Consider the following 25,611-nt stretch of genomic DNA (forward strand, 5'->3'; position numbering starts at 1 on the left):
AATTATGACAGGGCGTACATAGAGTAAAAGTTAACAACCATCACGTTTAGTGATAGCTTTATATTTTGATATCGCAAGAGAACGCCACATGTACAGCTTTGAACAACTCAAGGTATTCGTCACCGTCTGTGAGAGTGGCTCTTTTTCTGCCGCAGCTCGTAAGTTGAAAAGAGCGCAATCCGGTGTGAGCCAGGCGATTTCTAATCTGGAGATCGCCATCAACCAAGACTTGTTTAATCGTGATAAGAACACACCAACCTTAACCACCAGCGGTCAAGCACTGCTGCCGATCGCGCGTTCGATTTTGAATCAACAAACCTATTTTGACCAAAAAGCGGAATCACTGACCAAAGCGTACGAACATGAAGTCGTTATTGCGGTCGACGAAAGCTTGATAAGCGATGATTTTTTTAACATTTTGACCCCTCTCGCCGATCAATTCCCTATTACCCATTTTGAGGTCATCACCGCTTCAACCTTTGATGTGGAATCTCTCGTTCGCTCGGGCAAAGCGCAAATTGGCATTGTCTATTCTGACGGTGAATTAAAGGTTGATATGGATTTTTTCGTTGTGGGTCATGCTAAGTTCCTCACTATCGCATCACCGCAACATGAATTGGCGATGCTCCCTATCGTGCAAGACTCGGATTTGAAAAGACACCGTCAGTGTGTTCATCGTAGCATTCAACAAAAAGAGTTGTGGTTCAGCTACGGGATCAGCTCAACATTTTGGTACGCCAATACGCACCAGACCTTGATTGATTTGGTACAACAGGGCATCGGATGGGCCGTCGTGCCTGAATTACTGATTAAAAACCAACTGCAAACAAAGACGCTCGTTTCATTGCCTGTCGCGCATGAATTTAACGGTTGGCTCACCGCTGTGGGCTGCTTGGTGTCACGTAGCCATTCTTCAGGGCCGGTGTTAGAAAGTGTTGTCGAAAGGCTCAAACAACATCGCTTCAACGAAGAACGTTGGATGCCAGAAAACAGAAAGCCCTAGAACGAGTCTGGGGCTTTCTGTTCATTGAAACCCGTCATTGAAACAAGCGTTATTGACTCAACGGTTACGGTACTCCGTCGCTCACGCACTGGCGCACTTTGCCACCTTTGAGCGCCAGAGGTTACCCTACTTTCTCAAATGGCTGCATAACACGTAGCTCGTGAGTTTGGTGATTCAGCTCAAGGGTATCTTGATTAACATGAACCTGAATGCGTCCCGAAACATCAAGTGACGTAGAGATGGCCTCTTTACTGCAACATGCTAATACATGATGCTGTTGTTTTGATTCAAGCGTCCACTGCGCGTGACATATGTCTTCACTTGCATCAGACACCACAACGTCGGTGTGGGACCTCTCCATGTCATAGCCGTGAGAGAGCAGTGGAGCCACACTTTCATGCGACAACATATTGATGTCGTATTGATACCCTTTGCCCATTAGTTGGATCTGATTCTCCACACAGTCACCTGATAACGCACTATGAAGTCGCCATTGCACAGCGGCCGCTTGATGCAAATCCAATGTGTCACAGACCAATACACCTTTATCAGCAACAAATACCAAGGTTCGAATGAATCGACTCACTGTTTCATAAGCATTGGACAAATCGAGTTGTACAACACTCCACCCTGTTCCAGACTGTTGATTGATCACCTTCGCAGTTGCCGCTTCGTCATCTAAAGTTTGGCCGACCCCCGCAATTAATGGCAAATTATGCGCTTGGGTTGTCTGTGTCCATTCACTATGATGTGCACTACCATAACGATAGCCATAGCTACCACTTGGTGTTAAGACATTCAATCCATTATCCATCAGAGCAAAATTACCCTGATCGGCATGGCGGTGAGAGCTATTACCAAACTGGCTCGCTCGGTAGAACACACTCATGTTAGGGCTCATCATTTTACCTAAACCGGCAAAACCATAAAATTGACCACGCACACTCTTTTCGTATTCCAAGTCAATATCCGTCGTGTTTAATGGTCGATTAGCATGGTTGATCTGACTGACCGTCGGAATCACATCGAGTAAATGCAATGCATAGGCCTCTATGTCTAGCTCCAACTTTAAACTCATTTCACGCGTTCTCGTATCACCGAAACGATCAGCGTAGATCCGCAGTGGGTTCTGAGCAAAAAATCCAGGCCATTCTGCACCGTCCCGCTTGCACCAAAAGCCATCGCCAAATGGGTGAATCACGTCGTCTGTTGCAACAAAATCCTTAGCGAATTTGCTGTAGTTCTTATAGAAAGGATGGTTATAGAAAGAAAACCCACTAAGACGTTCTATCGATAAGAAAAATGGGTGATGCCACTTAGTATAAGACGAAGAATAAAATGGCCCTTCAGCCCAACTACCATCTTCACCACCATAAAACGGTAATACACTTTGGTATATCATTAGCGCGTAGTTTAACCAACGCTCACAAACAACTTGATCGAACTCCTTGTGCAGCACCATAGCAGCCACACCAAGGTACGACGGTAATCGCGATGTATGAGAGTGACCAGGAAATTGTTGAAACTGATCCTGCTCTAGGCGTTCTTCCATTTGAAAAGCAATACGTACCAACATTGGGCGCACAAATGCTTTTTCGCTGTCAGTCATTAGTGGACTTAGCCAGTGGTATGCAAGGTATAAGTTTCGAGCGAGGGAAAGACCAACCTCATCCCCCCACGTTAATGGGCGTACTAAAGAAGCGGGCCCTTCAGGGCTCCACTGCGCCAATTTCAACAACAAGCATCTTGCTTTGTCGCCACTTTGCTCGTCACCCCAAATCTTATAAAGCAAGGTCAATGACACAAGATCTCGGTCAATCCAGTTCCTTACGTTAGCGATGGCAGTACGTTTGCCTTCCTCTTTACCTCGTCGATAATGATCAGGGTAGGTAACTGCGTCGATATCAACTTTTTCTGCTGTCGCCTGTAGCTTATCAAAGGCGGTCCATGACGCGATTCGAACCGAGTTAATATCTTCATCAAAATACATTAAAAACTGATCACGATGCTCACACAGCTTAAAGATATCTTGAGCGCTAGGTGGAAGATAACTGGTTGACGCCTGATCAATAGTGAAAGTAAACCACTCCGATAAAGCACCAGTATCTTTTGATAGACGCCATCTATACCCGCCTTCAACCAACAAAAATGGCAGACGAAATGGGGAGCGGACGTCTTTCCAACGCCATTGTAAAGGCTTATCCACGTGTTCTAGTTCAATCGTATACGTGTGTTGATAATCAGATTGTGGCCAGTTAAAACTTGGCGGGTTCAGCGTGCTCGTGGTTTGATCTTGTGGAGAAAGAAAGACTTGAAAGTCATGGTTACGCTCGAGATTCAGCATCACTACGCTCCTTTTCAAACCAAATGTATTCGCCCGTTTCAGCGTTTATTTCCCCAATTGGCTTAGCCGGTGAACCAGCGACAATAGCGTAAGGCTGGACGTCTTGGGTGACGACTGCATTGGCGCAAACCAGCGCGCATTTACCAATAGTGACACCAGGGGTCACCACAACACCCGAGGTCAACCATACCCCATTGTTGATAACGACTTGGCCTTTTGTAGGACACGTCCTAAGCCCAAACGTCTCTGTCTGTGGGTCATAAAGATGATTACCTGCCACAATCGAAACATGAGGACCGATCAATACATGATCCCCAATAATAACGTCGCCATTAATATAGCTATACAAGCCAATGTAAGAATGATTGCCAATCTGATTGTCATTGATTCTTACAATCGCGCCCGGTGCAATTCTTACATTGTCACCGTCGAATCCTAGAATACGGGCACGCGCCGTATCATCTTCAAAGTTATTGCTCTTAGCCGTATAAAGTGTGAACTTTCGGAACTCTTCGTCCGTTAATTCACCACCAAATTTTTGTTGTACCGACATAAGTATCCTCACAAACGGGGGACAGGAAAATAGCCCTGTCCCTTAAAAAATTATTCAAATCTAAATTTAAAACAACGCACGTGTTAAGCGGTCGCCTTTACAATCTGTGGTTGTTGAGCTCGCTTCTTGGTTCTAAGTAAAATGAAGCCAATCAATCCAACTACACCTGCAACGATTAGGAACAATGAACGCCCCCACATTGGGTTAGGCACCAAAGCAAGAGATGCTAAGAAGACCGATGCAGTAATAAGCATTTTCCCGAGCATATCGTGTTGTTTGTTATCCGCTAAAATACTGGTTTCTGTCTCTTCAACCACAACCTCAGTATCAACATTGCTAAAGAACTTGTTGATCTCGGCAGCACGCTCTGCAGACGGCTCTTTATAAAAGAACTGAGATAATACGAAGAACGGTAAGGTGATACCCATGTGGCCGATTACACCAAGCGTCACCGACTTCATTTCTGAGAATTCACGTGCACTCAATGGTGTATCTAGACCTAACACTGATTCGATAAGTTGCGGTGTAATCCCAAACGCAATGAATGCGGATACGCCCATACCAACGAGAATCGTTCCCCAACCGGCCCAATCCGGTGTTTTACGAATGAAGAAACACATGATTGAAGGAATCAAGACAGGGAAGCCAACCAATGTCCCAACAAGCATCATCAAGTCAAACAAACCAAAGTTTTTCAAAGAGGTTAAAAACAAACCGGTAATGATAATCACAATACCAAACACAGCGGTCAGTACTTTACTGGCCATCATCAGGTGTTGTTCAGAGAAGTTTTTGCAAAAATACGGTTCGTAAACACTTTTCAAGATGATGCCAGCGTTACGGTTTAGAGCTGAATCCATAGAAGACATGGTGGCAGCAAACATCGCCGCGAGCATTAAGCCGACCATACCCACTGGCATTTCGCGGCTAACAAAGATGTAATACGTCGCATCAGCAACTTTATCGCCTAAGCCATCCAAGCCCCATGTGGTTACATCTGGGTAATTACCCGCAACATACCAAGCCGGTAAGAACCAAATCAGTGGACCAAGAATCATCAAAGAACATGCAAGCAATGCGGCTTTTCGGGCATTCTTAGTGTCTTTAGATGCAATGAAACGATAAGAGTCGACCATGTTGTTGGTGCTAAAAAACTGTTTAACAAAGATACAGATAAACCAACCGAAAAATAGGTAGCTGTAGCTATATCCGTCACCGATCAATTGCTCGGTTGGCAGACCAACCTCAAGCAGGTTACCCACGCCACCCGATTTCCAAATCGCCACCATTGCCGCGACAAATGTCATGACTGTGATGATGATCATCTGCATAAAGTCAGAGGCAATCACCGCCCAACTTCCGCCTACTAGGGACATAAATAACACCACCAAACCAGCGCCAATTATAGTCTGCTCTAATGGCACCCCTACCACTGCGCTGGTAAAAACCGCAAGGCCATTCAACCAAATCGCGGCTTGTAATACGCTAAGAGGTACATTCGCCCATGTGAACACTTGTTCGTTCACTTTACCCAAGCGCATTCTCACCCCTTGTAAAGGACTGATCACTCGCATTTGACGTGCTTTCGCGGCAAAGAAAAGGTAGTTACAAAAATAACCGAGCGCGTTAGCAAAAAAGACGATGGCAACCGACATACCGCTCGTCAGTGCTTTGCCCATTAACCCAGTAAAGGTCATCGCACTCAAAGCCATCATGAAGGCGCTTGAACCCACCATCCACCAAAGCATGCGACCGCCACCCCGGAAATATTCACTGGTATTCGACGCAGCAGAGCGAAAAACCCAGCCTAGACTAATTAAAAACAAAAAGTAAACGAGTACAACGATAATATCGATATCCATGTGCAATCCTGTAGTTGTAGAGTACGTGCCATATCTCGCCTTATTGGTCACTGTTATGCGGCGATGGCGTTACTTAAAAAGTATGAGACTTGATGCAAGTTTCACTATACTCGCGCTTACATATGGCTGGAAATGATAATACTGTATAACAATAATACATAATGAGAATGACTAGACAAATGGACATAAAAACACTGACAACTTTCGTGTCAGTCGCTAAGCATAAGAACTTTTCGGCGGCGGCAAGAGAACTGCATAGCGTACAGCCAACGGTTTCTAGGCATGTCTCGGAACTTGAAAGCGAGCTCGGTTTAAAACTCTTCTTACGTACGACTCATCAAGTTGAACTGACTCAGGCTGGTGCGGTATTACTGCCTGAGGCGCAAGCGATATTAGCCAATGACAAACGAGTGAAAACCCTGGTTCAGAACACGCAAAAAGAAGAAAAGAATCACCTTAAAGTCGGCTATTTAGCCACAGCATGTTCCTTTTTCTTACCTAATCTTGTCGGACAATTTCTGCTCAATCATTCCGATGTCACGACCAGTCTTCATGAAATGACCGGACAAGAACAATTTGAGGCGCTGACACAAAATAAAATCGATGTCGCCTTTTCACGGCGCCAACCAAAACTCGATGAGAATTTGTTTTCGGTAGAAGAAATATACGCTGACAAAATGGTCGCCATTGTGCCGGCGCAACATCCGCTTGCTAACCAGACGGAACTCTCGATGTCTGATCTTGAAGGCGAACCGTTTATTTTGTTTCAACGATCTGAATGGATAGAGATGTATGAGCATATTTTATCTTTAGCGCAAGAAAGTGGCTTTACGCCCAATGTGACTTTTCACCCCGAAAACATGAGGCATCTGGTGACATCCGTGTCTTCAGGACTTGGGATTTCGATTGCCCCACAATGCATCAAATTCATCGCAGACAATAACTGTGTTTGTATCCCCATTAGCAACGTGAATCTGGTGCTTCCTCTTTATATCTACTACAAACGAAGTGGCGCTAGTAGCGCGTTAGAAAAGTTTGTCAGCACGTGCTCAAGCATCAAGCCTGATGTACAAAACGCGATCTGCTCAACGCATTAATTGCCATTGGGCAATCGGTAATAGGTAATAGGTAATAGGTAATAGGTAATGAGCTAATAGCGAAATCCGTGGTCGTTCTCATATTGTTTACTGCACGCTACGCTTTAATATCGCTGAAAAATGGTCCGAAGAAGAACTTGCAGACACTAATACCCAACCTTTTGAGTTCAAGAAATTCACGGCATCAATTGGCGAGTTAAAGGAGACCGTATTACCAGACTCATCGCGAAGAAGGCCTTTATTGCGAATACTTATTTCAACTTCTTGCCCAAAGTCGACTTCGACTTTCCATTTGGTCAAGCTCAGCAGCTTTCCGCGTGCCACCACGCGGGCATACTGTTCCGTTTGCCCACTCGCGACACTTGCCTCTGGACTATTGATGGCCATACTGGCTGGTGATAGTGCGAGCATAGACATTATGAACAACACCATCAACTTAGGGTAATGACGCAACGAGTATCTTTTCATTTGTAACCTCTATCTTTACTTTCTGTGAACGTATTCTTGAGGTGTAAGCATACGGTTATTTCTTTTCATAATTTGAAAACCGTCTTATCATTATTTTTAATATATGAAAACAAGCAATGAGTGAGTTAATAATATGGCCCAACTAGAAACCAAAGGATTTGAGTTTTTTGGTGAACAAGAGCACCGCTTTCGAGCCATGTTAATTGAACGTGTTGAGACCTATATGGTCCACAGTCAGTTAACAAAAAATCAGTTGGCCGACAAAGCTGGCATTGGAAAAACCTCGTTTTATAGCAAAATGGACCGAACTCAAGAGAGTCAATTTACTACCTTGGATTTATTTCGCCTTGGCAAAGCCATGGACGTCAGTATCTTGCAGTTTTTCCCCGTAGAAGAGATCGATCGTGAACATGGTGGGCAACTGGCGGTTCCGGCCAGTGTATTGCATATGATGGACATGATGATGTCGATGAGTAATACCGATATTGCGATGCTTTACGACATGATAGAAACGTTAAAAAAACACAATAAGATCAATCAATAACCCCCTAATCAACGCCACAATCAATGGTTCACATTGCCTGCAACTCACGCATAGAGCCCCCCTCTTTTCTTCTTAAGTAGATGTTCAATACCTTTTGTTTTTCATAAAATTGAACATTTGTTCAAGTTAACCTTGAACGATCGTTCAATTGATCTTATAGTAATGTTGTTCGCATGGAGATGACCCCTCGCGACTTTTTTAATTTCAGGCCCAATTCAAAGGAAAATGACATGCTGAAGTTCTATTTTCACAAAACCCCAAACCCAATGAAAGTCGCGTTATATCTTGCCGAAACTGGACTTCCTTACGAGCTCGTCCCAGTCGATACATACAAAGGAGAGCAACACCAACCTGAGTACCTGGCCATCAATCCCAATGGAAAAGCACCGGCACTTGAAGATGACGGCGTTAGAGTCTTTGATTCCAATGCGATACTGCTTTATCTATCAGAGAAAACCGGTCTACTCGCGGGTAAGCCAGAACACCGAGGTGAGTTGTTGTCGTGGATGATGTTTATCGCCTCTGGTCTTGGGCCATTTTCAGGTCAATCCGTGCACTTTCGACATGCCGCGCCTGAGAAGCTGCCGTACGCCATCAATCGTTACTTACGAGAAGCTCAACGCCACTACGACGTACTCAATAAGCACCTTGAAGGTAAGGAATACCTGGTTGGTGAAGAATACAGTATTGCCGATGTCGCAGCCTGGGGTTGGATCGACAAAGCAGCCGTTGTATTAGGAGAAGAAGGCCTAGCCCCTTATCCGCACCTACAACGTTGGTTTGAAAATATTAACAGCCGCCCAGCCGTTGAAGTAGCGCGTAACATTGGCAGTGATGTGGCATTTAAATCTGAGCAAGACGAAGTCACTAAACGAGCATTGTTTCCACAAAATTATTCGAAAGATTAGACAATGACCCGAACCTCATGTTGAATGAGAATAAGTGGGCGATGGTCAGCCCCTAACCCACTTTGTGCTTGGCCTTCTATAATGTTCATGGCAGACGCATTTTCATTATGCTTGTGGTGGAATAAAAAAATTAAGCAGGCGCAGAGTTTTCTAGTTTGAATTTAGGAGTAAGTATGGACAACAAATATACACCACCAAAAGTATGGGTAGACAATACGGATGGTGGAAACAAATGGGCCAGCATCAATCGTCCGGTATCCGGTTCAACACATGAGAAAATCCTGCCCGTTGGTGAACATCCACTGCAGCTCTATTCATTAGGTACGCCTAATGGACAAAAAGTAACGATTCTTTTAGAAGAGCTTATCGCGCTAGGGATCCAAGAAGCCGAATACGATGCTTATCTTATTAACATTGGTGAAGGGGATCAGTTTTCTTCTGGCTTTGTCGGCGTTAACCCTAACTCGAAGATACCCGCACTGGTTGATAAATCCGGAGCAGAAGACATCAATGTCTTTGAATCGGCCTCTATCCTTGTCCATCTTGCTGAAAAATTTGGTCAATTCTTACCAAAAGAAGGGGCAGCACGTACCCAAACTCTCAATTGGTTGTTCTGGGCTCAAGGTTCAGCACCGTTCTTAGGGGGTGGTTTCGGCCATTTCTATGCGTACGCCGATGAGAAATTTGAATACCCAATTAATCGTTTTGCTATGGAAGCAAAACGTCAACTCGACGTTCTAGACAAGCAACTGGCCAACAATACCTTTGTGGCGGGTGAAGAATACACCATTGCCGACATGGCTATTTGGCCATGGTATGGCGCCGTCGTGTTAGGTCGATTGTATGATGCTGCTGAGTTCTTACAAGTTGAGAGCTACCGTCATGTTATGCGCTGGGCCAATATGCTTGACGCCCGAGAAGCGGTGCAACGCGGGCGTATCATAAACCGCTCGTGGGGCGAAGAATGGGAACAAGTCCCTGAGCGCCATAGTGCCGTGGATATAGACAACGTACTCGCGCTCAAGCCTGACGCGTCGTAGGCCACTACAGTAAAAACGCTTAAGGTTTGAACACGAATGGTGGGTTATAACCAGCACGCTTAACATTATACCCTAAGCACCTAAAAAGCCGAGAATCCTAGTCTCGGCTTTTTTGCTTCTGTACTATTTGCTTCTGTGCTTTTGGCTTTTGGTTCTTGGTTTTTAAATAACGATTTCAACGCCAAGCCCTGATTGTTATTCAACGTTACTTCATACCAATTATTTCGATAGTAATGCTAGGGCTTCAAGCAATCCCGTATCGTTATTGCTGCCTTGCGTCAGGTAATTCGCTCGCGCTTTTAACTTTGGAGTCGCGTTGCTCAACGCGACCCCCATGCCCGCCAAATCAATCATAGAGACATCATTATCATTATCGCCTATCGCAAGTACTTCATCAGGGTGAATCCCCTTATGAACAAGGTATTGTGACAATAAGTTGCCTTTGCTGTTGCCAATCTTGTTAAAACCAATGCGATTGAACCAAGAATGCTCGTAGCAAAAGTTCTGTTGTAGATGAGGCAGAGAGATCAGCGCTTCAATATCACTTGAATCCCCTTCGGTCACAAAAGTCCAAACATGTTTCGATTGTGTTAGCGCTACATTTAAGTCATCAACACGCTCAATTTTAGGACGAATAGAAATCGGCAATGTCTGCGCCCACTGCTCTAGCGTAGTGATGTAATTCGCAGGATGAGTGTGCTTTAAAATAATGCGATCATCCACATAGGCGATGAGATCAAGCGTTTGGGTATGTTCAATGAAAAACGCTACGTCCTCCATCGCGATAGGCTGCTTGTACTGATAATCCTTCGTTTCGGGATGGTATAGATATGAACCATTACAGCATATAATCGGCGTATCAAGCTCCAATTGCTGGTAATACGGCAGCACGGTCGTATGATGACGGCCTGTCGCTAATACCACGTGATAGTGCTTGCGTAAGCCATGCAAGCACGACAGTACGGCAGGGGTGATATCACCTTGAGCATTGAGTAGCGTGCCATCAATATCAATCGCAATCAGTTTATAAGCCATGTTGCACCTCAACATGACGGGGAGAGAGACCAATATGCTCTACAGTATTCATCAGAGCGTGGATGGTTTTAAATATTCGAGGCTTGAGTGTTTTCCCTGTTTCTAAAAAGCTATTAACACCCCATTTATTGCTGACCACCAGCAAATAGTAATGGTCATTATGTTCAGATTTTATCGCAATGGCCCCATCAATATCACCGCGAGCAAAGTGTGCTTTAAATTCTCTTAGCAGCATAAGGGCATACCCTCCATGATAATTACATCGGTAATAAACATAGCCAAATCATAATAAATATGTGGCTACGAAATAAACGGGTTAATTAAATTTAATAACACCGTTAACTAACATATTAATAAGAAGTTTATTGGCTCATTTTCAATGACTAAAGTTAGCCTTCACAAAATAAAACACGCAATAAAAAGGGACGATAAATCGTCCCTTTCTTACTTGTTATAGGAAGGCTCGGTATGGCAATTCTGGGTCATTCTTAAAGACGTCAGCAAAACCACGGAAATGTTGGTAATGCATACGACCTTTATCGGTTGGGTAAGTATAGCGACCGCCGACTTGCCAGAAGAACGGCGCAAAACCATATTGAAGACGCTCTTTTTTCATGTTCCACAGCATTTCGATTTCACGTGGGTCATTTTGGAAGTTAGCCCAAATATCATGGTGGAATGGCACGACCACTTCACAATCTAATGATTCTGCGGCACGTAAGATATCTGAAGACGTCATTTTGTCTGTCACGCCACGTGGGTTCTCACCAAATGATAACAACGCGACATCGATCTTATGGTCATTACCGTGCTTAGCGTAGTAGTTTGAGTAGTGAGAGTCACCAGAGTGATACACAGACCCACCCGTTGTTTCTACCAAGTAGTTAACGGCGCGATCATCCATGCCATCTAAGATGTCTTTATCCGTAGATGACGTGCCTTCTGGCAGTGTAACAAGCGCCGTACGGTCAAAGGCATCGAGTACTTTAATCGTCACATCTTTAATCGTAATCTCGTCACCCACTTTAGCAATAACACAACGATCTTCTGGTACGCCCCATTTCATCCAAAGGTCGACACAGGCTTTAGGACCAATGAATTTCACATGGTCACCACAGTTTTGTAGAACCGCTGCAGCAACATTGATATCAATGTGATCGCCGTGGTCATGAGATGCCATCACCGCATCAATTTCTTTAATCGCAAATGGGTCAAGTGGGAAAATCGCGGTACGTAGGTTAGGTTGTAATGCTTCAACACCGCCCATACGCATCATTTGGTGTTGGTTCTTCATTTTTTGAACCGCTTGTGTTTTCTTACCCGTACCACACCAAAAATCCATAGATAGGTTCGCACCGCCCTCAGATTTTAACCAAATACCAGTACAGCCAAGCCACCACATAGAAAATGTATTCGGTTGAACAACCGTCTGTTCAATTTCTTCATTTAACCATGTGCCCCACTCTGGGAATGTATTTAGGATCCAAGACTCGCGAGTGATTTCATTTACATTGCTCATGATAATACCTTTTATTTCACAAATTTAAATTTATTTAGGATGCAGGGAGCCAAGTGCCTTATTTTAAATTAAGGCACTAAAGCTATTTTTATTATTTATTTATCGAGCATTGCGCTCTATATTTTATACCAGAATAACTTGCGTTCCTTGAGCTTCTATCAATTTCACCACATCAGGGTTCGCATCTTTTCCTGTAATAACGATATCAATATGCTTAGATTCACAGAATAGCATGCCCGTACGCTGGCCTACTTTCGAGCTATCAACCACAACGACCAGTTTATCGATTTGCTCTAACATTTGTTGCTCTGCTACGGCCGTTAACATATCCGCTTTGTACAAACCGACCTCTGTAAGTCCTTTTCCTGACGTAAACATCCAATTCCCAGCATAGCCACCTAAAGAATTAGGGGCCGGGTTCAAAAAGATGTTTTGCGCCTTATTATATTGACCACCAATAATGATCACATCGTCATGATCTTCATTGATTAGGTAACTCGCCAACGGAAAATAATTGGTCACAATCTGCACATCACTCCCGCACAGCTGCTGTCCAAGCAAGAAGGCGGTAGAACCACAGTTGATCACTACGCTGTCGCCGGAATGACAAAGGTCGGCGGCGGCTTGCGCAATCGCGGACTTTTCCTCATAAAACTCGGTGCTGTTGATATTCAGCGGTGACCACTTTCTCTTTTTATTCTCAACCCGCTCCGCGCCATTACGTACCTTTCTTAGCTTACCTAATTCATCTAACTTGGCGATATCACGCCTTGCGGTCGCAGGAGAAACGTTAAAACTATCAATAATATGCGCCACATTAATCGTCTGCTTATCTTCTAACAGCGACAAGATGTTGTTGTGCCTTTGTAATTCGTTCATATCGATCACTCTCTGGGTTGCCGTGACAACTTTGTGATTGCTTGTGATTTGTTATGATTCTAATAATCACCGTTATGATTGTCAAACCTATCCCTACATAAAATAAGAACTGAATCACACTATTTCATAAGTCATTGTTTTAATTGAAAATATACAAAATATCGTGATCAACTCCCCAATTGAGCGCATTCACAAGGTCAATAATTGATATAAATCAAAATAGTCACAAATGAGCATTGAATGATTACTTATGATTGTTAAAGTTTATCCCGTGAGCAAAACAAGATAGCAATACATCCTACAAATCATTAAAACTACAAATTATATAAGGGTAAAGATATGGAGTTCTTATACGACATCTTCTATATTTTTTACAGTCAAGTAATGACCAAGGCACCACTGCTACTCGGTCTCGTTACTTGTCTTGGGTACATTCTTTTAAAACGAGACGCAACAACCATTATTTCTGGCTCAATCAAAACCATCGTTGGTTTCATGATTGTGCAAGTCGGCGCGGGTACACTGGTCGCTGGCTTCAAACCTGTTATTGAAAAAATGAGCGAAATCCATGGACTAACGGGCTCAGTTATTGACCCGTATACCTCCATGATGGCAACGATGGAGACCATGGGTGACAACTATTCATGGGTAGGCTATGCCGTTCTTCTCGCGCTTGGACTGAATATTCTACTGGTGGCCTTCCGCCGCTATACGGGCATTCGCACCATCATGCTGACGGGACACATTATGTTCCAGCAAGCAGGTCTGATTGCAGTGTTCTACTTTGTGCTTGGCGCAAGCATGTGGGAAACGATCATTTACTCAGCAATCCTAATGGCATTGTACTGGGGTATCTCGTCCAACATCATGTTTAAGCCGACCCAAGAAGTCACGGGCGGTGCCGGTTTCTCTATTGGTCACCAGCAACAGTTCGCTTCTTGGATTGCCACCAAAGTCGCACCGAAACTCGGTGATAAAAACGACAGCGTTGACCATGTAAAACTGCCTAAATGGCTACACATTTTCCACGATAGCATCGCAGCAACAACGTTAGTTATGACGGGTTTCTTCGGTATTATTCTGCTTTCTTTTGGCCTTGATAATCTTCAAGACATGGCAGGAAAAACTCACTGGTTTATCTATATCTTTGAAACTGGCTTGAAATTCGCGGTTGCGATTCAAGTTATCGTCACCGGCGTGCGTATGTTCGTTGCCGAGCTGTCCGAAGCATTCAACGGTATTTCACAACGCCTGATCCCTAATGCAGTACTCGCGATTGACTGTGCAGCAATTTATGCCTACTCACCAAACGCAATGGTATTTGGTTTCATGTGGGGCGCAGTTGGTCAGTTTACCGCTGTACTAGCCATGTTAGCGTTTGACGCGCCAATCATGATCATCCCAGGCTTTATCCCAATGTTCTTCTCAAACGCGACCATTGGTGTCTTTGCTAACCACTTTGGTGGCTGGAAAGCGGTCATGAAGATTTGTTTCGTCATGGGGATTATCGAAGTCGTCGGTTCAGCATGGGCAATCAACATCTTCGCTCAATCTGGCACTGAGTTTAACGGCTGGATGGGCATGGCTGACTGGGCATTAATCTTCCCACCTATCATGCAAGGTATCTCTAGCTCTAGCTTGTTCTTCTTCGTTATCGTGGCACTGTCTGGCGTATACATGTATTTCGCTTCTAAAACACTACGTGCTGAAGAAGATGCGATGGAAACCGTCACAGCGGTTACACCTGAAGGCATCGAAATTGAGGTCGCTGCACCGGCTCAATCTACCGCTACCGCCGACGCTCCACAAGCCAGCGGTAATGCGACACAAAAACCCGTTCGTGTCCTCGTGTGCTGCGGCTCTGGTCAAGGCTCATCAATGATGTGTTCGAAAAAGATTAAAGAGTACCTAGATAAAAGAGGCATCCCGAGCTCGACCTTCAACAGCGCGATCACCGATTACAAATCACACCTAGGCTCGTTTGACATCATCGTGACCTCTGTAGCTTTGGCAGAAAAGATTACCGGTCTACCAGAAGGCAAACAGCAACTAGCCGTGAAGAATATGATCATGGTGAAAACCTTTGGTGACGAGCTGGTTTCAATTATTGAAAACAACTTCCACAAATAAATGACAATACGAAACGCTACAAAATAACGATTAACGATCATGTTCTAACCATAATAAAAAAAGACTCGGAGACACCGTCTCCGAGTCAATAAATACTCTGTCTAAGTGAGGCAAGCAATGAACTTAAAAGAATCTTTACTTCAAAATAATTCCATCATCTTGAATGCAAAAGCCAACGATTGGGAAGCCGCTATCAAGCTAGGGACCGATGCCCTCGTTAAAGCCGGTATTGCAGAAGCACGTTACTACGACGCCATCATCACGGCGATACAAACCGAAGGCCCATACATCTGTATTCACGATGCATTCGCACTGCCACACTGTCGCCCTGAAGACGGCGTCATTAAAACAGGATTCGCACTCACAGTACTGGAAACCCCCATTACGTTTGATGGTGTTGACGATCCCGTTGACGTATTGATTACCTTAGCAGGCAAAGACTCCGACGAGCATATTGAAGGCACCATGCAAGTCGCGAACCTTATCGAATTCGACGAAGATTTTTCTAAACTTCGCGCCTGTAAAACGGCCAATGATGTGGCTCAGTTGATTGATGCGGCGCTCGCAGCCGCAGATTAAGGAGACGTTATGTCACACTATCAAGCATTAAAGCAACGAGTGTTGGACGCTAACCTACAGCTTCCAAAATACGGTTTGGTCACCTTCACGTGGGGAAATGTGTCAGAGATTGACCGAGAACTCGGTGTTATTGCGATTAAACCATCTGGCGTGGAATACGATGACATGTCAGTAGAAGACATCGTCGTTATTGACCTAGAAGGCAACACATTAGAAGGGGCATTAAACCCATCGAGTGATACCGCCACTCATATTGAGTTATACCATGCCTTTCCTCAAATTGGCGGTGTGGTACACACGCACTCAAGAAGCGCGACCATTTGGGCGCAAGCTGGGATTGATATTCCGGCACTCGGCACAACTCACGCCGATTATTTTTATGGCGATATTCCTTGTACACGCAATCTATCTAGCCAAGAGATTGCTGGTGAATACGAGAAAAACACCGGCCTTGTCATCATTGAAGAGTTTCAAAATCGCCGTATTAAAGCAATGTCGATTCCAAGTGTTATCGTCGCTGGACATGCCCCGTTTTCGTGGGGAACAAACGCCACTGACGCGGTACACAATGCGGTTGTACTAGAAGAGGTCGCGGCGATGGCACTGGCCACTCGTTCACTAAATAGTGGCATCAAGATTCAGCCAGAGCTGTCCGATAAGCATTATCTCCGAAAGCACGGTGAAAACGCGTATTACGGCCAAGGGTAACTAAACCGAAACACGCTCGAATGCACCTAACAAACCAAATTACTAGCTGAATCGATGTCTCTAAGAGACGTTAATACATCTAGAAGGCGTTATGAATCTAGGAGACGTTATGAATGTAAGGGAACCTGAATATAAAGTCCTTGCTCTCGACTTAGACGGCACAGTATTGACGGATGACCACACGATTCACCCAGCGGTTAAACTTGCGATTCACGAGGCGCAAAAGGTCTGTCATGTCGTCATCGTGACGGGTCGCCACCATACTGCAGCAAAGCCTTATTATGATGAACTCGGTTTAACCACCCCCATCATTTGCTGCAACGGAACCTACGTGTATGACTACCGCACCGATCAGGTCCTTGAACACAATGCAATAAGCAAAGACGACGCGTTGCAATTTATTGAGCTGGCCACTGAGTTTCAAATGGCGTTGGTCATGTACGTCACTAATGAAATGACGTACAGCAAGAAAAGCCCTATTCATTATATGCAAGCACTGGAAGCCTGGGCGAAGCAATACCCCAAAGACAAGCAACCTCAGATCCGCCAAATTGACTCGTTCAATGCGCTCGTTGAGAAAACGGATTATGTCTGGAAGTTTGTCGTCGAGGGAGAGCCAAGCTCAGTGCAACGCCTCTCCGACCACCCTTGGATACAGCAGCGCTTTAATGGTGAGCGCTCTTGGTCAAATAGAATTGATTTCGCCGCCAAGGGCAATAATAAGGGTGCACGCCTTGCAGACTATGTTCAACAACAGGGTTACGACGCCACACAAGTAATGGCTGTCGGTGATAACCACAATGATATTTCAATGCTTGAATATGCAGGACTTGGGGTTGCGATGGAAAATGCCGACGATACGGTCAAATCTAACGCCCAAGTAACCTGCCCTACTGATAACAACAATGACGGGCTCGCCCGTCTCATTCGTGAAAAAATTAAAGGATAAGTAAGATGACTAAACCAATGATCCAGATCGCCCTAGACCAAACAGACCTTAAATCGGCTATCGCTGTTGCGAAAAACGTCGAAAGCTTTGTTGACGTCATCGAAGTCGGTACCATTCTCGCATTTGCTGAAGGCATGAATTCGGTCAAAACACTGCGAGCTAACCACCCAGACCATATCTTAGTCTGTGACATGAAAACCACGGATGGCGGCGCGATTCTCGCTAAAATGGCCTTCGAAGCTGGTGCTGACTGGATTACCGTCTCTGCGGCCGCGCACATCGCCACAATTGGCGCCTGTAAGAAAGTGGCGGATGAGCTGAATGGCGAAATTCAGATTGAAATCTATGGCAACTGGACCATGCAAGACGCACAAGCTTGGGTTGACCTAGGCATTAGCCAAGCCATCTATCACCGCTCTCGTGATGCGGAATTGGCAGGCGTGGGTTGGACAGAAGAAGATCTAGTGAAAATGCGTCAGCTTTCTGAGCTCGGTATCGAGCTCTCTATCACGGGCGGCATTGTACCGGAAGACCTGTATCTATTTGAAGGCATTAAAGCTAAGACCTTTATCGCAGGCCGCGCACTGGCTGGCGACAAAGGCAAAGAAACGGCTGAAGCACTACGTACACAAATCGATCGTTTCTGGAACTAGGAGAAGACTGCATGTTTGAGATGTTGCAACGACACCGCGTGGGGTTATATGAAAAGGCATTGCCTGATCATTTCTCATGGGAACAGAAACTCAAAGAAACCAAAAGCCTAGGCTTTGATTTTCTAGAAATCTCTGTGGACGAGTCCGATGAAAGACGCAGCCGGTTGGATTGGGATGATAAGACCATCTATGAGTTAAGGCGGTTGTGTGAAGACAACGCTCTGCCGTTGCAATCCATGTGCTTAAGCGCGCATCGCAAGTTTCCATTTGGTTCCGCCGACGCGGCCATTCGCCAAGAAGCGGCGGTTCACATGGAAAAAGCCATCACGCTGGCCTACAAATTGGGCATCCGGACGATTCAACTAGCGGGTTACGATGTTTACTATGAACCGGCTAACCAAGAAACGCACCAACGCTTCATTGATGGAATGAAGTTAGCGGCGAAGATGGCGGAACGGGCTGGAGTGATGCTGGCCGTAGAGATTATGGATACCGACTACCTCAACTCACTCAGTAAATTTGAAATATTGAATAGGGAGATCAATTCTCCGTATTTTACCGCCTACCCCGACGTGGGGAACATTTCAGGCTGGAATTATGACATTTGCACTGAGCTTGCCTTGAGCGTGCCGCATATTGTACAAATCCACCTAAAAGACACCTATAAGGTCACCCCAACTTATCAAGGCCAGTTTCGAGATCTCGTTATTGGTGAGGGTGAGGTTGATTTCAATGCCATTTTTGACACGCTAAAAACAACACAATGCGTGGTCCCACTGGTCATAGAGATGTGGGCCAAAGATGACCAATGGCGCACTAATATTCAGCAAGCACAGGTTCGCCTCAATGAAGCCTGCTGCCATGCTCAATTACCGCTGTTATTTAACCAATAACTCTTCGATCGCGCATTTTAACACTGGATGTTATTGGTATTATTTTCATTTAGCGCAGTAACACCACTCCCCCAAAGCAGCACTTTTATCGGTGCTGCTTTTTGTCATCTATTGACAACGTAATATCAAAGCCTCAGAGTGAAGCCCCTAAATTCTCCGATGAGCTGTTACGTATGAAATCACTTTATTTTCAACTATTTTGGCGTGAGAAACATGGCGTCATGCTTGAAGTAAACGGCGTACCTGATCTCCCTAAAAGACTGGAGGATGAGTTCACTCAGTGGATAAATAACCGTAAAAAAATCATGAGCTTTGAAGTCAATCTACAGTCTTGGGTTAAGGTTAATGAAGATGGCTCCAGTACACACATCGAATTAAAGCCCAACGGCACATTGACCGAGAAAGACCTATTTACTGAAAAAAATCTCGTTGGACAGTGGAAGGTCGTGGATGGCGTATTACTGATGAGAATCGCCGATAACGCGACCGTCGTTGAGTACCAAGTGGTGGGTAACCGGAGCCACAACATTCACTGTGGCGTGGTGCACATCGACGGGGTTGTGAACAACTACTGCAAGTTTGTTCAAGTGAAAAACTCGCAATAGCGTTAGTCGTTAGTCTCTGGTGGTTGATGGTTTAAATCGAGTGTTGTACACACACTACCGTTTTCCAGTAATCATAAAGACCCTCGATATTAGAAGAGCACATTAAGCGCATTGCGCCCTTAATTTGTTCTTCACTCCACGCCCACCATTTCATCTCTAAAAGTTGAGATATCTCAGCGTCCGTGAATCGGTAACGTATGTGCTTCGCGGGGTTAGAGCCCACAATTGAGTATGGTGCGACATCTTTAGTCACGACAGCGCGGCTCGCAATAATGGCCCCATCTCCAACGGACACACCACTCATAATCATCGCTTCTGTGCCAATCCAAACATCATTACCAATGACGGTATCACCGGAACGCTCAAAGCCATCTTTCGCATCAGCAAAATTTTCGTTGTCTTGATAAAAGAATGGAAAGGTACTTACCCAATTATTTTGATGCCCTTGATTTCCCGCCATCATAAACACCGCACCAGAGCCGATTGAGCAGTAGCTTCCGATAATCAACTTATCAATATCCGTTCTATCTGCAAGTAAATAGCGCGCGCAATCGTCGAAGCTATGATTGTGGTAATAACCGGAATAGTAGCTGTGCTCTCCCACAATAATGTTGGGGTTCGTCACTTGATCCTTCAGTGGTTTGCCCACAAAAGGGCTTTCAAAATAGTTGTCCAAGTTAACGCCTCTTGTCTGCTTACAACGTTATTATGCGCGCTTGCTTAAGTAACTACGCACAAACCCAAACGCTTCGTCTTTCTCTTCTTTGTCGATTGACCAACCATTTTTTAGATAGAATTGGATGGCTTGTTCATTGTTCTGAAATGTCTCAAGGCGGTAGTGTGAGTGGCCAAGTAAAGACATTTCGTGTTCCACATAACCAAGGAGCATAGCACCAAACCCTGACCGTTGAATTTGAGGCGAAACCATCAGAATATGAACAAAATCGTGTTCAAACGCGCAATAGCCTTGGACAGTATCGTTCGATTCTAAGACGACACAATTCAATAATTGTTTTTCAACTTCTTTGTCTGACTCACCACTGTTAATAAACCAATCCACCCCTTCGTCACCTAAAAACGAGCGGTAACAGGTATTAATCGTGTCTCTCGCTAATTGTTGAATAGACGCTAAATCCGATCGTTGAGCTTTTCTAATGTTTGCCATGTTGCTTTTCCTTTCGTAGTGCATAACGAATGCAGTTGCCATTAAACGAAATAATCCGCCTTAACTTCCTGATACTGCTTTTCATTAAAGTAACTTATAGAGCCTAAGACTATCTTGATGCTGGATACCGTTTTCATAAATAGGCTCGGAATAGTGGCGTAGAAAGTAGTCTTTAACCACAGACTCAACACGAAAGCCAAGACGCTGATAATAGGTTAGCTGGTAACCAAACGTACCCGTGCCAAGCTCGACGCGATTTATCCCTTTGTTTGGTAACTGAGATAACACAAACGTAAGCAGCTCAGAACCAAGACCCTGACCTTGATACGCTGGATAGACGGAAACATTATAGATTTCAGCAAGCGTTCGACTTTGCGGCTTCACCACACAAGCCGCAATGATTCGTCCGTTATCAGATGCAACAAAACACCATGAATCAGACAGATACGATAAGATGCTCGCTTCAGAAGGGTCGGCTTCGAGGAGCAGACCCAACGGGATGTCATTACTTTTGACTTCGATATAGTTCATTTCATATCCGGACATGTAGCGCTTAGCTCTGCTAATCTATGATCTAAGGTAAAAATATCACCGAGACCCGTTTTTTATTCGATTATAACAGTCCGCATAATTAATGCTGCGAGTACAAACGACTCTTAAGTGTGGCTCTGTTTGACACATTGGCAGCTATCAAATACTAAACAAAGAGGGCTAAGCAGCGCTTAACCCAGTACTTACCTCCTAATCGACTGAGAGTCTACTTATAACAATTGCTGCTTAATAAAGCGCACTGATTTAGACAACCTCGCTTCTATTTCCTTTAGCGATAACAGGTCGGCTTTAGACTTGAGTCTTGTAGACCCACAAGTCAAACGCTCTAACGCATAAGGCGATTCAATACTAAAGAATGGAATGCTCTGCTGCTGTTTGGCAAATTGTAAAAGCTCTTTGTACTTTCCACTGCCTTCACCCAGCTCGCAACAACACCAAACGTTATTGCGTTGAGTTAGATCTTTCAGATGAATATGCTCGGCAAAGTCCAAGCTCTTAACGGCATGCTCTAACACGTCTAAATTGGGCCGATGAGATAGGAAGTTACCAGGGTCAAAGTTTATGCCCATCCCCTCCGCTCCCCACTCTACGACAATCGATTTACCATCATCTGCATCGTTAAGCACATAAGGCTGAGTGTCACCGACGTTTTCGAGTAGTATCTTGATTCCTGATAGCCGCGCTAAATCAAATGCTTGTTTTGCAGCCTCTTGGAATTGCCTCAAGCTCGCATCTCGGGGCGCGTATAAGATAAGCCTTGGACACGGTAATTCTGCGCAGAACTGAACACGCTTAAGAAGTCGCTCAGCGCAATTATCTAAATTCAACTCACAATGTGCTGCCAGTGATGTACATCTCATCTGTTTGTTTGCCAACAGTTCTCTAATCCGCTTAGCCATCTCAGGTGAGAGGTCACCTTCAAGTAAGTCATAAACTGCACCTTGAATGAAGGCCAGTTCAATGTTTCTAACCCCAATGTTCGCTATCGAATCAAGAGCTTGATCAAGGTCATACCCCGCATAGGCCACCGTACTAATAGAGAAATCATAATGCATATTCCTCTCCTTTTACCTGCTCGCTCACGATGGTTACCAGTGCGAGGTACCCTTCTGGTGTCCATGCTGCCCGCCCAACAAATAGCCCGTCGATGTTAGGTTGATTAATGAGAGAACGGGCGTTTTCTTGATTAACGCTGCCTCCATAGAGCAACACCATTTGTGATGCCAACTCGCTGCCATAAAGTTCAACTAACGCTGACCTTATTGCTGCAATGCCTTCCTCCGCTTGCTGTGTCGTCGCTGGAATACCCGTATCACCGATAGCCCAAACGGGCTCATAGGCGATAAGAAGGTTAGACGCTTGCGCACCTGAAACTTGATAAAGCGCAATCTTAACCTGACGAATAATGGACTCTTTAGAGACGCCCCACTGTTTCTCTTCTAGCGTGTCACCAACACAAACAAGTGGCTTAAGTCCGCTCTTTAATGCCAAGCGCACTTTTTGGTTCACGGTATCGTCGGTTTCCCCAAACCATTGACGGCGTTCCGAATGGCCGATCTCAACCAGCGTTGCACCGATGTCTTTGGCCATCGCTGCAGACACCTCTCCGGTATACGCCCCACATTCTGCCCATCCGATGTTTTGTACACCGGTAAGGCAAGGTGTTTCAGACATGAAACGCGTCACTTGTTCCACGTAGGGAAATGGTGGAATCAAAAAGGTCTGTATAGGCAAGTCTGATGTCAGCAGCGCCGGTTTTACCTCACGACAATAGTGCTCGATCTCTTTGCCCGTTTTGTTCATTTTCCAGCTAGAGCCCAACCAGACTTTTTTCATACGGTGGCTCCCTCTTCGATGTAGTCATCCATAAACTGCAACATCAAAGACATCGAGATAGCCCCCGGATCCGGATAACCTAGTGAGCGTTCGCCAAGAGTTTTTGCTTTGCCCGTGGTCGCGATCATATCTTTGGTATCTTCAACTCCTTGCTGCGCTGCCTGTACAATTGAGGGAAGTGCCTGTTCCAGAGGAAGATCACTTAGTTCTTGGGCTTTTCTCGCCGCAGGAGCAAGGGCGTCTATCATAGTTTTCGCGCCTTCATCCGCCCCTCCTCTTTGCTTTATACCAGCCAACCCTACTGCTAAAAACGTCGCTAGGACCTTCGTTGTGAGCTCCGTTTCTCCAACGACCGCTTTGCCTCCATTACGGAATAAGGTACCAAAGATGGCACCAGATGCCCCGCCCATAGTGGTCAATAGCTTAGTACCAACTTTTGAAAACACAGTGCCAACATCATTAGCTTCAAAACCTTGTTCAAGGTAATCATAAGTATTTTGAAAACCACGCTCAATTCCAAGCCCGTGGTCACCATCACCAATAGCTTGGTCGACACGCGTTAACAAAGGTTCACTTTTCACCAATTGCTGAGACATGTACTTCAACATTTGTTTTAATTCAACACTGTTCATCGTTATCTCCTTAGTGCGAGTGATTGACAAGGCGCTTGATAGAGTGCTTTAAGTTCCGAATCGAGTTTTAAAACTGAGATTGACCACCCTGACATCTCCAAGGATGTACAGTAACTGCCAATTAGATTATCGAACACCGCCACGCCACGCTGCGATAAGTAGTGATGCACAGCGCGATTAGCAATAAGTAGCTCCATTTGAGTGGAGGCTCCTAAATTGTTGATAAGTAAGGCCACTTCATCACCTTCGGCCAAACCAGCTTCAGTAAAAAGCGTGTCCATGACTTGAGTTACAACAGTGTCGGCGGATACTAGCGGTGTCTTTCCCACACCCGGCTCACCATGCAGCCCCATACCAATTTCAATTTGATCGTCTGCGATATGGAAATTAAAATCGTCATTGCGAGGTATAGCGCAAGGACCCAATGCCACACCAATTGAACTCGTGTTTTGTCTTGCTTTTTCAGTCATAGCAACGACATGCTCAAAGCTATCGCCTCTTGTTGCTGATGCACCTGCTATTTTTAATACAAACAAAGCGCCGGCGATGCCTCTTCTCTCTTGCTCGTTTTCCTTGCAAGCAGAAATAACATCGTCGTTAATACGAATGGTATGGCTGTTTATCCCTTCATCTTCGAGTAGCTCTGCGGCGATATCAAAGTTCATATTGTCGCCAGCATAGTTTCCATAAACAAAAACGACTCCGTTGGCAGGGTTCAACGCCTTAGCGGTTTCGAAAATGGCATCAGGTGTGGGCGCGGCAAAAACATCACCAACGGCGACGGCGTCAGCTAAACCTTCACCAACGTACCCGCCATACATAGGTTCATGACCTGCGCCTCCTCCCGTCAGCACAGCGACTTTGTTCTCAATGGGCGATTTTCTTATTGCACAGGTATAGTGACCCACCGGCTCAAGATCGAATTGTGTCGCTGCGATGAAGCCATCAAACTGCTCCCTAGCAACGTCGTTTCTATTATTAATTAACTTCTTAGGCTTTCTCATTTGATGATCCTTAAACGTTAATGTGCTAGCAAGTTGGCTTCGATGTCGCAGATCCGCTGAACTTTGGGTTTAGATGCCTCGTCAATATCTTCAGCTTCCAGCCATGCATCAAGGACCGTTTTCGCCAACTCAACACCAATAACGCGCTCGCCCATTGTAATAATTTGAGCACCGTTACTTTTTCGTGCCCGCGTGGCGGAAAAAACATCATGGCAAAGCGCAGCTCTAATGCCCGGAACTTTATTTGCTACAATTGATACGCCGATTCCAGTACCACAAATAATAATCCCGCGCTCATGGGTATTATCTACTATTTTTTGCGCAACCCTCTCAGCAACATCCGCATATAAATTCGTACCTCCTGACGGTGATTGACTGTAATCAATATATTTATAACCAAGAATTTCTAAATGCTTGCACAATTCCACCTTTAAATTAACCGCAGCATCATCACAACCTATTGCAATAACCATATAGACCTCCAAAATTGAAAATATCAATTTAACTTACAAAACACAATAAAAGGTACTTCATTTTATTAACTGTATATTTGAGTTTGGTCACAAAGAATTTATTAACTTATTTTTAATTATTTAAGTACATTATTAAACTTTAAAAGTATATTTATAATTTAGTCTTGAACACTTACTACC

28 protein-coding genes are annotated in these 25,611 nt (G+C 44.8%); 12 read left to right on the forward strand and 16 right to left on the reverse strand.

The window, feature by feature from the left end:
- The first annotated feature begins 88 nt into the window (after nt 1-88).
- Nucleotides 89-1,003 carry a LysR family transcriptional regulator gene (locus AB4405_RS14855; protein ID WP_372061554.1) on the forward strand — a complete coding sequence of 305 codons (915 nt, stop codon included), beginning with the start codon at nt 89-91 and terminating at the stop codon, nt 1,001-1,003.
- A gap of 121 nt (nt 1,004-1,124) precedes the next feature.
- Here AB4405_RS14855 and AB4405_RS14860 read toward each other — a convergent pair whose 3' ends face one another.
- The 3 genes from AB4405_RS14860 to AB4405_RS14870 form a co-directional block, all read right to left on the reverse strand.
- Nucleotides 1,125-3,347, reverse strand: a complete 2,223-nt coding sequence (locus AB4405_RS14860) for a heparinase II/III family protein (RefSeq protein WP_372061555.1) — start codon at nt 3,345-3,347, stop codon at nt 1,125-1,127.
- Entirely contained in the window at nt 3,328-3,900 is a 573-nt protein-coding gene (locus AB4405_RS14865; RefSeq protein WP_372061556.1) for an acyltransferase, read from the reverse strand. Before AB4405_RS14865 ends, AB4405_RS14860 begins: the two co-directional genes overlap by 20 nt.
- A gap of 83 nt (nt 3,901-3,983) precedes the next feature.
- Complete coding sequence (locus AB4405_RS14870) at nt 3,984-5,762, reverse strand: sodium:solute symporter family transporter (RefSeq protein ID WP_372061558.1); 1,779 nt, start codon at nt 5,760-5,762, stop codon at nt 3,984-3,986.
- A 179-nt stretch (nt 5,763-5,941) separates the two neighbouring features.
- Between AB4405_RS14870 and AB4405_RS14875 the strand changes: the two genes are divergently transcribed.
- Entirely contained in the window at nt 5,942-6,859 is a 918-nt protein-coding gene (locus AB4405_RS14875) for a LysR family transcriptional regulator (protein ID WP_372061559.1), read from the forward strand.
- An 87-nt stretch (nt 6,860-6,946) separates the two neighbouring features.
- Here the strand turns inward: AB4405_RS14875 and AB4405_RS14880 are convergent, their stop codons facing one another.
- Nucleotides 6,947-7,327: a hypothetical protein gene (locus AB4405_RS14880; protein WP_372061560.1), complete on the reverse strand. Its 381-nt coding sequence runs from the start codon at nt 7,325-7,327 to the stop codon at nt 6,947-6,949.
- Nucleotides 7,328-7,460: 133 nt separating this feature from the next.
- Between AB4405_RS14880 and AB4405_RS14885 the strand changes: the two genes are divergently transcribed.
- The 3 genes from AB4405_RS14885 to yghU all read left to right on the forward strand — a co-directional run bounded on the left by AB4405_RS14885 (nt 7,461) and on the right by yghU (nt 9,819).
- Nucleotides 7,461-7,871 carry an XRE family transcriptional regulator gene (locus tag AB4405_RS14885; protein ID WP_372061561.1) on the forward strand — a complete coding sequence of 137 codons (411 nt, stop codon included), beginning with the start codon at nt 7,461-7,463 and terminating at the stop codon, nt 7,869-7,871.
- A gap of 230 nt (nt 7,872-8,101) precedes the next feature.
- On the forward strand, nt 8,102-8,779 hold the full coding sequence (locus tag AB4405_RS14890) for a glutathione S-transferase family protein (protein WP_372061562.1): 678 nt from the start codon (nt 8,102-8,104) through the stop codon (nt 8,777-8,779).
- A 173-nt stretch (nt 8,780-8,952) separates the two neighbouring features.
- Nucleotides 8,953-9,819, forward strand: a complete 867-nt coding sequence (gene yghU, locus AB4405_RS14895; RefSeq protein ID WP_372061563.1) for a glutathione-dependent disulfide-bond oxidoreductase — start codon at nt 8,953-8,955, stop codon at nt 9,817-9,819.
- A 219-nt stretch (nt 9,820-10,038) separates the two neighbouring features.
- On the opposite strand, the gene AB4405_RS14900 is transcribed toward yghU, so the two are convergent.
- From AB4405_RS14900 to ulaR, 4 genes are all read right to left on the reverse strand, one after another.
- Nucleotides 10,039-10,854 (reverse strand): Cof-type HAD-IIB family hydrolase, encoded by an 816-nt coding sequence (locus tag AB4405_RS14900; protein ID WP_372061565.1) that lies wholly within the window; start codon nt 10,852-10,854, stop codon nt 10,039-10,041.
- Entirely contained in the window at nt 10,844-11,089 is a 246-nt protein-coding gene (locus AB4405_RS14905; protein WP_102468032.1) for a hypothetical protein, read from the reverse strand. The genes AB4405_RS14900 and AB4405_RS14905 overlap by 11 nt, the downstream gene beginning before the upstream one ends.
- Before the next feature lie 216 nt (nt 11,090-11,305).
- Complete coding sequence (ulaG, locus tag AB4405_RS14910; protein WP_102468033.1) at nt 11,306-12,373, reverse strand: L-ascorbate 6-phosphate lactonase; 1,068 nt, start codon at nt 12,371-12,373, stop codon at nt 11,306-11,308.
- A gap of 123 nt (nt 12,374-12,496) precedes the next feature.
- Nucleotides 12,497-13,252 (reverse strand): HTH-type transcriptional regulator UlaR, encoded by a 756-nt coding sequence (gene ulaR / locus AB4405_RS14915; RefSeq protein WP_102468034.1) that lies wholly within the window; start codon nt 13,250-13,252, stop codon nt 12,497-12,499.
- Nucleotides 13,253-13,591: 339 nt separating this feature from the next.
- On the opposite strand from ulaR, the gene AB4405_RS14920 reads away from it, so the two are divergent.
- The 7 genes from AB4405_RS14920 (at nt 13,592) to AB4405_RS14950 (ending at nt 19,769) form a co-directional block, all read left to right on the forward strand.
- The gene (locus AB4405_RS14920) at nt 13,592-15,382 is read left to right on the forward strand and encodes a PTS ascorbate-specific subunit IIBC (protein ID WP_372061567.1); all 1,791 of its coding nucleotides are present in this window, start codon (nt 13,592-13,594) and stop codon (nt 15,380-15,382) included.
- 117 nt (nt 15,383-15,499) lie between these two features.
- Nucleotides 15,500-15,961, forward strand: a complete 462-nt coding sequence (locus AB4405_RS14925; RefSeq protein WP_102468036.1) for a PTS sugar transporter subunit IIA — start codon at nt 15,500-15,502, stop codon at nt 15,959-15,961.
- Between the two features lie 9 nt (nt 15,962-15,970).
- Nucleotides 15,971-16,669, forward strand: a complete 699-nt coding sequence (locus AB4405_RS14930; protein WP_372061569.1) for an L-ribulose-5-phosphate 4-epimerase — start codon at nt 15,971-15,973, stop codon at nt 16,667-16,669.
- A gap of 109 nt (nt 16,670-16,778) precedes the next feature.
- Entirely contained in the window at nt 16,779-17,618 is an 840-nt protein-coding gene (locus AB4405_RS14935; RefSeq protein WP_372061570.1) for a Cof-type HAD-IIB family hydrolase, read from the forward strand.
- A gap of 5 nt (nt 17,619-17,623) precedes the next feature.
- A complete protein-coding gene (locus AB4405_RS14940) occupies nt 17,624-18,271 on the forward strand; it encodes a 3-keto-L-gulonate-6-phosphate decarboxylase UlaD (RefSeq protein ID WP_372061571.1) in 648 nt (215 codons plus the stop codon).
- A gap of 11 nt (nt 18,272-18,282) precedes the next feature.
- Nucleotides 18,283-19,164, forward strand: coding sequence for an L-ribulose-5-phosphate 3-epimerase (locus AB4405_RS14945; protein ID WP_372061572.1), 882 nt, complete (start codon nt 18,283-18,285; stop codon nt 19,162-19,164).
- A gap of 173 nt (nt 19,165-19,337) precedes the next feature.
- The gene (locus AB4405_RS14950) at nt 19,338-19,769 is read left to right on the forward strand and encodes a hypothetical protein (protein ID WP_372061574.1); all 432 of its coding nucleotides are present in this window, start codon (nt 19,338-19,340) and stop codon (nt 19,767-19,769) included.
- Between the two features lie 31 nt (nt 19,770-19,800).
- On the opposite strand, the gene catB is transcribed toward AB4405_RS14950, so the two are convergent.
- From catB to AB4405_RS14990, 8 genes are all read right to left on the reverse strand, one after another.
- Complete coding sequence (gene catB, locus AB4405_RS14955) at nt 19,801-20,445, reverse strand: type B chloramphenicol O-acetyltransferase (RefSeq protein WP_372061575.1); 645 nt, start codon at nt 20,443-20,445, stop codon at nt 19,801-19,803.
- A gap of 30 nt (nt 20,446-20,475) precedes the next feature.
- A complete protein-coding gene (locus AB4405_RS14960; protein WP_372061576.1) occupies nt 20,476-20,934 on the reverse strand; it encodes an N-acetyltransferase family protein in 459 nt (152 codons plus the stop codon).
- An 84-nt stretch (nt 20,935-21,018) separates the two neighbouring features.
- A complete protein-coding gene (locus AB4405_RS14965; RefSeq protein WP_372061577.1) occupies nt 21,019-21,465 on the reverse strand; it encodes a GNAT family N-acetyltransferase in 447 nt (148 codons plus the stop codon).
- Between the two features lie 230 nt (nt 21,466-21,695).
- Entirely contained in the window at nt 21,696-22,541 is an 846-nt protein-coding gene (locus AB4405_RS14970) for a sugar phosphate isomerase/epimerase (RefSeq protein ID WP_102468044.1), read from the reverse strand.
- Entirely contained in the window at nt 22,531-23,322 is a 792-nt protein-coding gene (locus AB4405_RS14975) for a triose-phosphate isomerase (protein WP_372061578.1), read from the reverse strand. Before AB4405_RS14975 ends, AB4405_RS14970 begins: the two co-directional genes overlap by 11 nt.
- A complete protein-coding gene (dhaL, locus tag AB4405_RS14980; RefSeq protein WP_102468046.1) occupies nt 23,319-23,954 on the reverse strand; it encodes a dihydroxyacetone kinase subunit DhaL in 636 nt (211 codons plus the stop codon). The genes AB4405_RS14975 and dhaL overlap by 4 nt, the downstream gene beginning before the upstream one ends.
- Nucleotides 23,955-23,956: 2 nt before the next feature.
- Nucleotides 23,957-24,958: a dihydroxyacetone kinase subunit DhaK gene (locus AB4405_RS14985; RefSeq protein ID WP_372061579.1), complete on the reverse strand. Its 1,002-nt coding sequence runs from the start codon at nt 24,956-24,958 to the stop codon at nt 23,957-23,959.
- A gap of 17 nt (nt 24,959-24,975) precedes the next feature.
- Nucleotides 24,976-25,431 carry an RpiB/LacA/LacB family sugar-phosphate isomerase gene (locus tag AB4405_RS14990; protein ID WP_372061580.1) on the reverse strand — a complete coding sequence of 152 codons (456 nt, stop codon included), beginning with the start codon at nt 25,429-25,431 and terminating at the stop codon, nt 24,976-24,978.
- Nucleotides 25,432-25,611: the final 180 nt, after the last annotated feature.

Source organism: Vibrio sp. 10N.261.51.F12, from assembly GCF_041471725.1.
In the GTDB taxonomy this organism is placed as follows: domain Bacteria; phylum Pseudomonadota; class Gammaproteobacteria; order Enterobacterales; family Vibrionaceae; genus Vibrio.

Excerpts from the sequence above, each read along its gene's own strand:
- AB4405_RS14855 (WP_372061554.1), top strand. The coding sequence starts at position 89 with ATGTACAGCTTTGAACAACTCAAGGTATTCGTCACCGTCTGTGAGAGT.
- AB4405_RS14860 (WP_372061555.1), bottom strand. The coding sequence starts at position 3,347 with ATGCTGAATCTCGAGCGTAACCATGACTTTCAAGTCTTTCTTTCTCCA.
- AB4405_RS14865 (WP_372061556.1), bottom strand. The coding sequence starts at position 3,900 with ATGTCGGTACAACAAAAATTTGGTGGTGAATTAACGGACGAAGAGTTC.
- AB4405_RS14870 (WP_372061558.1), bottom strand. The coding sequence starts at position 5,762 with ATGGATATCGATATTATCGTTGTACTCGTTTACTTTTTGTTTTTAATT.
- AB4405_RS14875 (WP_372061559.1), top strand. The coding sequence starts at position 5,942 with ATGGACATAAAAACACTGACAACTTTCGTGTCAGTCGCTAAGCATAAG.
- AB4405_RS14880 (WP_372061560.1), bottom strand. The coding sequence starts at position 7,327 with ATGAAAAGATACTCGTTGCGTCATTACCCTAAGTTGATGGTGTTGTTC.
- AB4405_RS14885 (WP_372061561.1), top strand. The coding sequence starts at position 7,461 with ATGGCCCAACTAGAAACCAAAGGATTTGAGTTTTTTGGTGAACAAGAG.
- AB4405_RS14890 (WP_372061562.1), top strand. The coding sequence starts at position 8,102 with ATGCTGAAGTTCTATTTTCACAAAACCCCAAACCCAATGAAAGTCGCG.
- yghU (WP_372061563.1), top strand. The coding sequence starts at position 8,953 with ATGGACAACAAATATACACCACCAAAAGTATGGGTAGACAATACGGAT.
- AB4405_RS14900 (WP_372061565.1), bottom strand. The coding sequence starts at position 10,854 with ATGGCTTATAAACTGATTGCGATTGATATTGATGGCACGCTACTCAAT.
- AB4405_RS14905 (WP_102468032.1), bottom strand. The coding sequence starts at position 11,089 with ATGCTGCTAAGAGAATTTAAAGCACACTTTGCTCGCGGTGATATTGAT.
- ulaG (WP_102468033.1), bottom strand. The coding sequence starts at position 12,373 with ATGAGCAATGTAAATGAAATCACTCGCGAGTCTTGGATCCTAAATACA.
- ulaR (WP_102468034.1), bottom strand. The coding sequence starts at position 13,252 with ATGAACGAATTACAAAGGCACAACAACATCTTGTCGCTGTTAGAAGAT.
- AB4405_RS14920 (WP_372061567.1), top strand. The coding sequence starts at position 13,592 with ATGGAGTTCTTATACGACATCTTCTATATTTTTTACAGTCAAGTAATG.
- AB4405_RS14925 (WP_102468036.1), top strand. The coding sequence starts at position 15,500 with ATGAACTTAAAAGAATCTTTACTTCAAAATAATTCCATCATCTTGAAT.
- AB4405_RS14930 (WP_372061569.1), top strand. The coding sequence starts at position 15,971 with ATGTCACACTATCAAGCATTAAAGCAACGAGTGTTGGACGCTAACCTA.
- AB4405_RS14935 (WP_372061570.1), top strand. The coding sequence starts at position 16,779 with ATGAATGTAAGGGAACCTGAATATAAAGTCCTTGCTCTCGACTTAGAC.
- AB4405_RS14940 (WP_372061571.1), top strand. The coding sequence starts at position 17,624 with ATGACTAAACCAATGATCCAGATCGCCCTAGACCAAACAGACCTTAAA.
- AB4405_RS14945 (WP_372061572.1), top strand. The coding sequence starts at position 18,283 with ATGTTTGAGATGTTGCAACGACACCGCGTGGGGTTATATGAAAAGGCA.
- AB4405_RS14950 (WP_372061574.1), top strand. The coding sequence starts at position 19,338 with ATGAAATCACTTTATTTTCAACTATTTTGGCGTGAGAAACATGGCGTC.
- AB4405_RS14960 (WP_372061576.1), bottom strand. The coding sequence starts at position 20,934 with ATGGCAAACATTAGAAAAGCTCAACGATCGGATTTAGCGTCTATTCAA.
- AB4405_RS14965 (WP_372061577.1), bottom strand. The coding sequence starts at position 21,465 with ATGAACTATATCGAAGTCAAAAGTAATGACATCCCGTTGGGTCTGCTC.
- AB4405_RS14970 (WP_102468044.1), bottom strand. The coding sequence starts at position 22,541 with ATGCATTATGATTTCTCTATTAGTACGGTGGCCTATGCGGGGTATGAC.
- AB4405_RS14975 (WP_372061578.1), bottom strand. The coding sequence starts at position 23,322 with ATGAAAAAAGTCTGGTTGGGCTCTAGCTGGAAAATGAACAAAACGGGC.
- dhaL (WP_102468046.1), bottom strand. The coding sequence starts at position 23,954 with ATGAACAGTGTTGAATTAAAACAAATGTTGAAGTACATGTCTCAGCAA.
- AB4405_RS14985 (WP_372061579.1), bottom strand. The coding sequence starts at position 24,958 with ATGAGAAAGCCTAAGAAGTTAATTAATAATAGAAACGACGTTGCTAGG.
- AB4405_RS14990 (WP_372061580.1), bottom strand. The coding sequence starts at position 25,431 with ATGGTTATTGCAATAGGTTGTGATGATGCTGCGGTTAATTTAAAGGTG.